Raw genomic sequence first — 11,001 nt, 5'->3', positions numbered from 1 at the left:
ACAAGTTTGTGAAACACATTGCCGACCACAACGGGGTGTACACGCGCGGCACGGTGCAGGGCGTTATCCTCGACATGTGCGAGTGCCTCGTAGAAATGCTGCTCGAAGGCAAGAAGGTGCAGCTGGGCGCATTGGGTGATTTCTTCATTTCGCTTAATTCGGTGGGGGCGGAAAGCTTGAAGGCGTTCACCGCAGCCAACATCAAGGCTGTCAACGTGGTGTTCACGCCCGGCACGGACTTCGACGGGCTGATTGAACGGGCGAAGTTCAACCCCGTAGCCAGCCGCACCGCTCAGGCAGCTACGTTGAAAGCCGAGAAAGAGGGGCTGAGCACCGTCGACCTTGAGGCGGCGAAAGGGTGAGACTGAACGAACACTGTAGGGGCAGGGTTCGCCTGCCCGGATGCGCCCACAGATGCATACGCGGATGTATTCAGGGCGGGCAGACCCCGCCCCTACAGGTTTAACTACTAAATTTTACTGAACTATGGAAAACAAAAAGAAAAACATTTGGGGGATTATCATTCAGACGCTGATTACGATTCTTACCGCTATCGGGACGTCGCTGGGAGTGACTTCGTGCCTCTAAATAATTGATAGTTAAGCCGGCATTATCAACTATCAATTATCAACTATGAACTATCAACTGAATACCGTATTCCGCATATCGCCTGTTTCGGCGTATGCCAAATGCATACGGAAGGCGTTCAAGAGCGACATGGGGGTGTGGCATTTGCCTTCGGATAGTTTCAGGTAATCCCAAAGCAGCTGCTTGTAGTCGGGGTGCGCGCAGTTCTCGATGATGAGCCGGGCACGCTCGGAAGGCGATTTGCCTCGCAGGTCTGCCACGCCTTGCTCGGTGACAAGGACGCGCACATCGTGTTCGGTGCTGTCTACATGTGATACCTGAGGCACAATAGACGAGATAAGCCCGCCTTTTGCCGTAGAAGGTGTGGTAAAGATAGAAAGGTAGGCGTTGCGTGCGAAGTCGCCCGAGCCTCCGATGCCGTTCATCATCTTGCTGCCCGACACATGGGTGCTGTTCACGTTTCCGAAGATGTCGGCTTCGAGTGCGGTGTTGACCGCTATGATGCCCAGCCGGCGGATGACTTCGGGATGGTTGGTGATTTCCTGCGGACGGAGCAGGACACGGTCTTTCATCTCATCGATGTGTTCGTAAAGGATGTTCAGCTTATCATCGGACAAGGTGAGCGAGCTTCCTGCCACGAAACGGATGCGGTCTTTCATCATCAGGTCGATGACGGAGTTTTGGATGACCTCGGTGTACATCGAGAAGGCGGGCAAGTGCGGGTCGTCGCCCAAGGCGCCCAATACGGCATTGGCAATGTTTCCCACGCCCGACTGGAGCGGGAGGAATTCTTTCGGGATAGCCCCCCGGCGGTATTCTTTCAGCAAGAAGTCTGCCACGTTCTGCCCGATTTGCTTGGTGGTTTCGTTCAGGGGGGTGAAGGCGGCTATTTGGTCGCGCTCATGCGTCAATACCACGCCTGCCACTTTCTTGGGGTCTACCTTTACGCTGATGCTTCCGGTTCGGTCGTTCACCTTATATATAGGTATTTCGCGCCGGTAGGGCGGATTGTCGAGCACGAAAATGTCGTGCATTCCCGTGAGCTTGTCTGTATGCTCGGCGTTCATTTCTACGATGACTTTATCCGCCACACATGCCAAAGTGGGCGAGATGCCTACCGAGGTGCTCAAGATAAGTTCACCTTCGGGAGTGATGTCGGAAGCCTCGATGATGGCTACGTCGATTTTCCCTAAGAATCCGTAGCGCACGTCTTGCCCTATCTGTGAGAGGTGGAGGTCAAAGTAGCGCACTTCGCCGCTATTAATGGCTCCGCGCATTTCCTTGTTCGACTGGAACGGGGTTCGGAAAGTCACGGCGTGGGCTTCGGTCAGTGCGCTATCCACTTGGTTGCCCGTGGCTCCTCCGGTGATGAGCCCTATCTTGAATGGTTTTCCTTCGTTGTGTAAGGCTTCGGCGTGTTTCGCCAATGCTGCGGGTACTGCTTTCGGTGTCCCTACCGACGAGAACCCTCCGATGCCGACCGTTTGCCCGTCGGCTATAAGTGCTGCTGCCTCTTCGGCTGATAAAATTGGGTATTTCATATATGCTGTTATTATTAGTGCCGCAAAAGTAGGTGTTTTTAGATAAAATAGCAAGATGAATAAGGAAATATCTAACAAATAACTGAATATTTTAGTCTAGTGTGTAATAAAATGATATTTTTATGCAAGACGGAGCGGCTCTTTTATTTAATTAGCTTATATTATGTGCTTATTGGGAAACGTAGATTATATGAATGTCCGTATTTCTCAAAATTAGTTTTCAGAGCGTATGCAATACGCCCTGAAAACATTCACGTGGATAAGTTGGTGTATTCGGGCGTATGCGATACGACCCTACATTGGCATTCATTTAATCCGCGTGAATCTGCGTTTTTCATAATATCTGTTTTTTGAAAAACTTTCGAAAAAAAATCCCGATTCCTTTTGTAAATCCGAAGAAAGCCGTATCTTTGCATCGCTTTTCAGAAAGGGCGATAAGCCGAAATAACTCAGTTGGTAGAGTAACTCATTCGTAATGAGTAAGTCGCGGGTTCGAGTCCCGCTTTCGGCTCACGGATTCACAGAATGTGGGTCTTTTTTTATATCCGAACAAAAGAGAAATCTATGTGTAGTTTATACTTCGACATAAAGATATACGTTAGAATATGATACCTGAACTTACCGCTTCGGTAATTCAGGTATTTTTTTTATATTTACGGCAATACTAAACGAAAACGAACGATATGGAACCACTTAAACACGAATGCGGGGTAGCGATGATACGGTTGCTCAAGCCGCTGGAATATTATCAGGAGAAGTACGGGACGTGGATGTATGGGCTGAACAAGCTCTATCTGCTTATGGAGAAGCAGCACAACCGCGGACAGGAAGGCGCAGGGCTGGCTTGCGTGAAGCTTCAGGCAGACCCCGGAGAGGAATACATGTTCCGCGAGCGGGCGTTGGGCTCGGGGGCGATTACCGAGATATTCGGTACGGTGCACAGCCAGTTTAAGGACTTGACTCCCGAACAATTTGCTGATGCGGAATATGCAAAGAAATGCCTGCCCTTTGCGGGCGAGTTGTATATGGGGCATTTGCGCTATTCCACCACGGGGCGGAGCGGCATTTCGTATGTGCATCCTTTCTTGCGCCGCAACAACTGGCGGGCAAAGAACCTTGCCTTGTGCGGGAACTTCAACCTGACGAACGTGGACGAGATATTCGCCGACATCACCGCCGCAGGCCAGCATCCGCGCAAGTATGCCGATACGTATATCATGCTGGAACAAGTGGGGCACAGGCTCGACCGCGAAGTGGAACGGCTCTTCAACGAATGCAAGGCAGAAGGGTTGGAAGGGATGGACATCACCCATGCCATTGAGGACCGCATCGACCTGACCAATGTATTGAAAACGTCCAGCCCTAAGTGGGACGGAGGCTATGTAATCTGCGGATTGACGGGAAGCGGAGAATGTTTTGCCGTGCGCGACCCGTGGGGTATTCGTCCGGGTTTCTGGTATATGGACGATGAAATTATGGTGCTCGCTTCCGAGCGTCCGGTCATTCAGACGGTGCTGAACGTACCTGCCGATAGCGTTAACGAGCTTCAGCCCGGACAAGCTATCTTAGTAAATAAGAAAGGCGAGATGCGTTTGGCTCAAATCAATGAGCCGAAAGCGAAGAAAGCCTGTTCGTTTGAGCGGATTTACTTTAGCCGCGGAAGCGATGTGGATATTTACCGCGAGCGGAAACTATTGGGCGAGAAGTTAGTAGAACCTATCCTGAAAGCTGTTGATTATGACGTGGTGCACACCGTCTTTTCGTTTATCCCGAATACAGCGGAGGTGGCGTTTTACGGGATGTTAGAAGGATTCGACAATTACCTGAACCAGCTTAAAGTGCAACGCATCGAAGCGCTCGGGCATAAGCCCAGCCATACCGAACTGGAGCAAATTCTTTCGCAACGTATCCGGAGCGAGAAAGTGGCGATAAAGGACATCAAGCTCCGCACCTTCATTGCCGAAGGAAATACGCGGAATGACCTTGCCGCCCATGTTTATGACATCACTTACGGAAGCTTGGTTCCATACGCTGATAATCTGGTTATCATTGACGATAGCATCGTGCGGGGTACTACGTTGAAGCAAAGCATCATCGGTATCCTCGACCGCCTGCATCCGAAGAAAATCGTTATCGTGTCTTCTTCTCCCCAAGTGCGTTATCCTGATTATTACGGCATTGACATGGCAAGCATGGAGCAGTTCATCGCTTTCCGTGCCGCTATTGCCTTGCTTGAGGACCGGGGCATGCACGGAGTCATCGAGGAAGCCTACCGGAAGTCGAAAGCGCAAGTAGGTTTGCCCAAGGAAGAAATGGTGAATTACGTGAAAGACATTTATGCGCCATTTACCGATGAGGAAGTGTCGCGCAAGATGGTGGAACTCCTTACTCCCGCAGGTACTCAGGCGAAGGTTGAAATCGTCTATCAGACTTTGGAAGGCTTGCACGAGGCTTGTCCTGACCATGAAGGCGACTGGTACTTTAGCGGCAATTATCCCACACCGGGCGGAGTGAAGCTGGTGAATCAGGCGTTTATCGATTATGTGGAACAAAATATGAGTTTTTAATAATAGATGAAGAAGCGATATGAAAGAGAAAAAGCAACCGGAATTTGATGCCGGTTATGGCTTGGCGGTAGGGTTGATGTTAGGAGTGGCGATTGGTGTTTGCCTCGATAATATTGGCGTATGGATGCCTATAGGCTTGCTTTTTGGCTTGGCTATTGATTATAGTTTGAAAAGAAAGAAAAACGATAAGAACAAAACACAAAACAATAAAGACGAATTAGATTAGATGAGAAACGTGACGTTAATCCTTGACGACGGGAGCCGGTTTAGCGGCAAGTCGTTCGGTTATGAAAAGCCGGTAGCGGGCGAAGTGGTGTTCAATACGGCGATGACCGGTTATCCGGAGAGCCTGACCGACCCTTCGTATGCAGGCCAGCTGATGACGTTGACCTATCCGTTGGTAGGCAATTATGGGGTGCCTCCGTTTACGTTTGCGGAGAACGGTCTGCCTACGTTTATGGAGAGTGAGAAAATACACGCCGAGGCGATTATCGTGAGCGATTATAGCGAGCGGTACAATCATTGGAATGCCGTAGAGAGCCTTGCGGACTGGTTGAAGCGCGAACAAGTGCCGGGCATTACGGGCATCGATACCCGCGAATTGACCAAGGTGCTTCGCGAACATGGGGTGATGATGGGGAAAATCGTCTTCGATGATGAAATTGAAAATGGAGAATTGACAATTGACAATTATGGAGACATAAATTATGTAGACCGTGTATCGTGCAAGGACATCATTGTCTATGCAGGCAACGAAAGCCGTACATTCTCTGTTGATACTCCCAAAGAAGAACTGAATAGTCAATTGTCAATTGTCAATTGTCAATTGAAGAAGGTTCTCCTTGTGGATTGCGGCGTGAAGGCTAATATAATAAGGTGTCTCTTGAAGCGGAACGTAGAAGTCATCCGTGTGCCTTGGGATTATGATTTCAACGGGTTGGACTTCGATGGTCTTTTCATCTCCAACGGTCCCGGCGACCCCGATACGTGCGATGCCGCCGTGCAGAACATCCGTAAGGCAATGCAGAACGAGAAACTCCCTATCTTCGGCATCTGTATGGGAAACCAATTGCTCTCGAAAGCGGGAGGAGCGAAGATATACAAGTTGAAATACGGACACCGGAGCCATAACCAACCGGTGCGTATGGTAGGCACGGAGCGTTGTTTCATCACCAGCCAAAACCACGGATATGCCGTAGATAACAATACGCTGGGTACCGACTGGGAACCGCTCTTCATCAATATGAACGACGGGTCGAACGAAGGCATTCGCCACAAGCGCAATCCGTGGTTCTCTGCTCAGTTCCATCCCGAAGCCGCCAGCGGTCCTACGGATACGGAGTTCCTTTTCGATGAGTTCGTAAAGCTGATTTAAATAAAACTTACCACAGATTACACAGATTAATCAAATTATTATTCATATCATATCCTGCAAAATAAATTTTATGAATCTGTGTAATCTGTGGTGCAAAAAAAGAGAAACATCAATGAAAGAAAACATAAAGAAAGTATTGTTATTAGGGTCAGGCGCGTTGAAAATCGGCGAGGCGGGCGAGTTCGACTATTCGGGAAGCCAAGCCTTGAAAGCCTTGAAAGAAGAAGGCATCGAAACGGTGCTTATCAACCCCAATATTGCCACGGTACAGACTTCGGAAGGCGTGGCGGATAAGATTTATTTCCTTCCCGTTACTCCTTATTTTGTGGAGAAAGTAATAGACAAGGAACGTCCCGACGGCGTGCTGCTCTCGTTTGGAGGGCAGACGGCATTGAATTGCGGTGTGGCGCTTTATAAAGAAGGCGTGTTCGAGAAATACGGTACGCGTGTGCTCGGTACGCCCGTACAAGCCATTATGGACACCGAAGACCGCGAACTCTTTGTGAAGAAGCTCGATGAAATTGATGTGAAGACCATTAAGAGCGAGGCATGCGAGAACATTGAGCAGGCACGTCGGGCGGCTAAAGATTTGGGTTATCCCGTCATTATCCGTGCCGCATACGCTTTGGGCGGGCTTGGTTCGGGCTTTTGCGATAACGAAGAAGAACTGAACGTATTGGCGGAAAAAGCCTTCTCGTTCTCTCCGCAGGTTTTGGTAGAGAAGAGCCTCAAGGGCTGGAAGGAAGTGGAATACGAAGTGGTGCGCGACCGTTTTGATAATTGCATCACGGTTTGTAACATGGAGAATTTCGACCCGCTGGGCATCCATACGGGTGAATCTATCGTGATTGCCCCTTCGCAGACCCTGACCAATAGCGAATACCATAAACTCCGTGAACTTGCCATCCGCATCATCCGCCATATCGGTATCGTAGGCGAATGCAATGTGCAATACGCTTTCGACCCCGAATCGGAAGATTATCGGGTGATTGAGGTGAACGCCCGCTTGAGCCGTTCTTCGGCTTTGGCTTCGAAAGCTACGGGATATCCCTTGGCGTTTGTAGCCGCTAAACTCGGATTGGGTTACGGCTTGTTCGACTTAAAGAACTCGGTGACCAAGACCACTTCGGCATTCTTCGAGCCTGCACTCGACTATGTGGTGTGCAAGATTCCGCGTTGGGACTTAGGCAAGTTCCACGGGGTAGACCGTGAGTTAGGCTCTTCGATGAAGTCGGTAGGAGAGGTGATGGCTATCGGGCGCACCTTTGAAGAAGCTATCCAAAAAGGACTCCGCATGATAGGGCAGGGAATGCACGGATTTGTGGAAAACAAGGAACTGGTGATTTCCGACATCGACAAGGCTTTGCGCGAACCGACCGATAAGCGTATCTTCGTTATTTCGAAGGCAATGCGTGCGGGATATACCGTTGACCAGATTCACGAACTCACCAAGATAGACAAGTGGTTCCTCTATAAGTTGGAAAACATCATGGAGACCTCGAAAGAGTTGCATGAGTGGGGGAATAACCACATCCAGCTTTCCGAACTTCCGAAGGAATTGCTTTATCAGGCAAAGCGCCAGGGATTTTCTGATTTCCAAGTGGCACGTGCTATCGGTTGGCAGGGCGATATGGAGGACGGCATCTTGGCGGTACGCCAATACCGCAAGAGCGTAGGTATCGTGCCTGTGGTGAAACAGATAGATACCCTTGCCGCCGAATATCCCGCACAGACCAATTACTTGTATCTGACGTATAGCGGTACGGCGAACGATATACACTATTTGGGCGATCATAAGAGTATCGTGGTGCTTGGTTCGGGTGCTTATCGCATCGGCTCGTCGGTAGAGTTCGACTGGTGTGGAGTGCAGGCGTTGAATACCATTCGTAAGGAAGGATACCGTTCGGTGATGATTAACTATAATCCCGAAACCGTATCAACCGATTATGATATGTGCGACCGCCTTTATTTCGATGAATTGACATTCGAGCGTGTGATGGATATTCTCGACTTGGAAAACCCGCATGGCGTTATCGTGTCAACGGGAGGTCAGATTCCGAATAACCTCGCTATGCGCCTTGACGGACAAAAGGTGAATATCCTCGGAACCTCTGCCAAGAGCATTGACAATGCCGAAGACCGCGACAAGTTCTCGGCTATGCTCGACCGTATTGGAGTAGACCAGCCCGAATGGAGCGCGTTGACCTCAATGGATGACATCAATGCTTTTATTCAGAAGGTAGGTTTCCCCGTATTGGTGCGTCCTTCGTATGTACTTTCGGGAGCGGCAATGAATGTTTGTTCCAATCAGGAAGAACTGGAACGTTTCCTCCAGTTGGCGGCTAATGTATCGAAAAAACATCCTGTAGTAGTAAGCCAGTTCATCGAGCATGCCAAGGAAGTGGAAATGGATGCCGTGGCTCAGAACGGGGAGATTGTGGCGTATGCGATCTCCGAGCACATCGAGTTTGCAGGTGTGCATTCAGGTGATGCCACGATTCAGTTCCCGCCTCAGAAATTGTATGTAGAGACCGTGCGCCGCATCAAGCGCATCTCCCGTCAGATAGCGAAGGAATTGAACATTTCGGGTCCGTTCAACATCCAGTTCTTGGCACGCGATAATGATATTAAAGTAATCGAGTGTAACCTCCGTGCTTCGCGTTCGTTCCCCTTCGTGAGCAAGGTATTGAAGATAAACTTTATCGAACTTGCTACGAAAGTGATGTTGGGGCTTCCGGTAGAGAAACCCGAAAAGAACCTCTTCGACCTCGATTATGTAGGAATCAAGGCAAGCCAGTTCTCGTTCAACCGTCTTCAGAAAGCCGACCCTGTATTGGGTGTAGATATGGCATCTACAGGCGAGGTGGGATGTATTGGCGAAGACACTTCGTGTGCCATCCTCAAGTCGATGCTTTCCGTGGGCTATCGCATTCCCGAAAAGAACATCCTGCTCTCTACGGGTGCGGCACGTCAGAAGGTAGATATGCTTCAGGCGGCTAAAGCGTTGAAGAAGAAAGGATATAACCTCTATGCTACGGGAGGCACTTCGAAATTCCTTACCGAGAACGGGATTGAGAATACCCGTGTCTACTGGCCCAGCGAAGAAGGACATCCGCAAGCCTTGGAGATGCTTCATAAGAAGGAGATAGATATGGTGGTCAATATCCCGCGCGACCTTTCGGTGGGCGAGCTTACCAACGGATATAAAATCCGCCGTGCGGCTATCGACCTGAATATTCCGCTCATTACTAACGCCCGTTTGGCAAGCGCATTCATCAATGCCTTCTGTTCGATGACCATTGATGATATTGCCATTAAGAGTTGGGACGAGTATAAATAAAGTTGAAAATTGAGAATTGAGAATTGAAAATTATCCATGCGACATCGTAATTTTCAATTTTCAATTCTCAATTTCCTTAATTCTCAATTTACAACGTTACTCCCGTCTTGAAAATAGCGATTTCACGGTAGTTTTTCTTTTCATTGTTGACCCATTCTCCGCTGGCTACCCGGATGACATAATCAATGAAGCGTTTGCAGGTTACGTCCATGGGTTCGTTTTCTACAATTACTCCGGCATTAAAGTCAATCCATCCCGGTTTATGTTTAGCCAAATTTGAATTGGTCGAGATTTTCATGGTAGGTACATACGTGCCGAAAGGTGTTCCGCGTCCGGTGGTGAACAATACGATGTGGCATCCGCAAGAAGCGAGGGCTGTAGCTGCCACCAGGTCATTTCCCGGAGCCGAAAGCAGGTTCAAGCCTTTGGTTTGCAAGCGTTCGCCATACGGCATGACACCTGATACATAACTCTTTCCGCATTTTTGTGTACATCCCAATGCTTTTTCTTCTAAGGTAGAGATACCACCGGCTTTATTTCCTGGTGAAGGGTTTTCGCCAACGGGTTCGCCGTGTGAAAGGAAGTATTCTTTGAAGTCATTAATCAGGTGTACGGTCTGCTCGAACAATTCCGGAGTCTTGCAACGGTTCATCAGAATGGTTTCCGCGCCGAACATTTCGGGCACTTCGGTTAGTACGGAAGTACCGCCTTGTGCAATCAGGTAATCCGAGAACATGCCTAATAACGGATTGGCGGTAATGCCTGAGAATCCGTCTGAACCGCCGCACTTCAATCCTACGCGCAATTCCGACAAAGGAACATCTTCGCGCACGTCTTGTTTGCATTTGGCATACAGGTCGCGCAAAATTTTCATGCCTTCTTCGAATTCATCGTCTACTTTTTGTGCCACCATGAACTTGATACGGTCTTCGTCATACGGCCCTACAAATTCGCGGAAGATGTCCGGCTGGTTGTTTTCACATCCCAGTCCTACCACCAATACCGCTCCGGCATTGGGATGAAGCACCATGTCGCGGAGAATCTTTTTGGTGTTTTCGTGGTCTTCGCCCAATTGCGAACATCCGTAGTTGTGCGGGAAAGCCACTATGGCATCAATTCCCTCTTCGTTTGTTTCTTTACGCAACGCTTCGGCAAGCTGGTTTACGATGCCGTTTACGCAACCCACGGTCGGGATAATCCATATCTCGTTGCGGATACCTACATCGCCGTTCTTGCGCCGGTATCCTTTGAAAGTCCGGTTTTCGTGCGGGATGTCCAGCGATACTTCTATCGGGTTATAAGTATAATCCAATAATCCGGCAAGGTTGGTCTTGATTTCTTTTTCGCAAATCCAGCTTCCTTTAGGCATGGGTTTGATTGCATGCCCGATAGGATAACCGTATTTGATGATGTCCTCTCCTTCGTTAAAGTCTTTCAGAGTCACTTTGTGTCCGGCAGGAATATCTGTTTTCAAGGTGATGTTCTCGCCGTCTACTTGAATGGTCTCTCCTGCTTTGAGAGGGGAAATTGCGACAGCTACATTATCTGCCGGGTTAATTTTTAAATAAGTTGTTTCCATAAGTTATGTGT

General features: G+C 49.1%; 8 protein-coding genes and 1 tRNA gene. 7 read left to right on the top strand and 2 right to left on the bottom strand.

Annotated elements, in window-relative coordinates:
- Positions 1 to 362: DNA-binding protein (locus B5F91_RS03900; RefSeq protein WP_087427792.1), on the top strand; the 362-nt coding region annotated here is incomplete at its 5' end.
- Between the two features lie 124 nt (positions 363 to 486).
- On the top strand, positions 487 to 588 hold the full coding sequence (locus B5F91_RS15150; protein ID WP_158099889.1) for a smalltalk protein: 102 nt from the start codon (positions 487 to 489) through the stop codon (positions 586 to 588).
- Between the two features lie 53 nt (positions 589 to 641).
- Here the strand turns inward: B5F91_RS15150 and B5F91_RS03895 are convergent, their stop codons facing one another.
- On the bottom strand, positions 642 to 2,129 hold the full coding sequence (locus B5F91_RS03895) for a succinate CoA transferase (RefSeq protein WP_087427791.1): 1,488 nt from the start codon (positions 2,127 to 2,129) through the stop codon (positions 642 to 644).
- A 438-nt stretch (positions 2,130 to 2,567) separates the two neighbouring features.
- Here B5F91_RS03895 and B5F91_RS03890 point away from each other — a divergent pair.
- The 5 genes from B5F91_RS03890 to carB all read left to right on the top strand — a co-directional run bounded on the left by B5F91_RS03890 (position 2,568) and on the right by carB (position 9,411).
- A tRNA-Thr gene (locus B5F91_RS03890) sits at positions 2,568 to 2,640 on the top strand.
- Between the two features lie 172 nt (positions 2,641 to 2,812).
- Positions 2,813 to 4,696, top strand: coding sequence for an amidophosphoribosyltransferase (locus B5F91_RS03885; RefSeq protein ID WP_087427790.1), 1,884 nt, complete (start codon positions 2,813 to 2,815; stop codon positions 4,694 to 4,696).
- A 19-nt stretch (positions 4,697 to 4,715) separates the two neighbouring features.
- A complete protein-coding gene (locus tag B5F91_RS03880) occupies positions 4,716 to 4,922 on the top strand; it encodes a hypothetical protein (protein ID WP_087427789.1) in 207 nt (68 codons plus the stop codon).
- Positions 4,923 to 6,071 carry a glutamine-hydrolyzing carbamoyl-phosphate synthase small subunit gene (gene carA, locus B5F91_RS03875; protein ID WP_087427788.1) on the top strand — a complete coding sequence of 383 codons (1,149 nt, stop codon included), beginning with the start codon at positions 4,923 to 4,925 and terminating at the stop codon, positions 6,069 to 6,071. It abuts the gene before it with no gap.
- Positions 6,072 to 6,183: 112 nt separating this feature from the next.
- Positions 6,184 to 9,411, top strand: a complete 3,228-nt coding sequence (carB, locus tag B5F91_RS03870) for a carbamoyl-phosphate synthase (glutamine-hydrolyzing) large subunit (RefSeq protein ID WP_087427787.1) — start codon at positions 6,184 to 6,186, stop codon at positions 9,409 to 9,411.
- An 88-nt stretch (positions 9,412 to 9,499) separates the two neighbouring features.
- Here the strand turns inward: carB and B5F91_RS03865 are convergent, their stop codons facing one another.
- Positions 9,500 to 10,990: an altronate dehydratase family protein gene (locus tag B5F91_RS03865; RefSeq protein WP_087427786.1), complete on the bottom strand. Its 1,491-nt coding sequence runs from the start codon at positions 10,988 to 10,990 to the stop codon at positions 9,500 to 9,502.
- Positions 10,991 to 11,001 lie beyond the last annotated feature (11 nt).

Source organism: Bacteroides sp. An322 (genome assembly GCF_002161765.1).
GTDB classification, from domain to species: domain Bacteria; phylum Bacteroidota; class Bacteroidia; order Bacteroidales; family Bacteroidaceae; genus Phocaeicola; species Phocaeicola merdavium.
The sequence above is the reverse complement of the archived record's forward strand: the minus strand, read 5'-3'. Positions and strand labels throughout refer to the sequence as shown.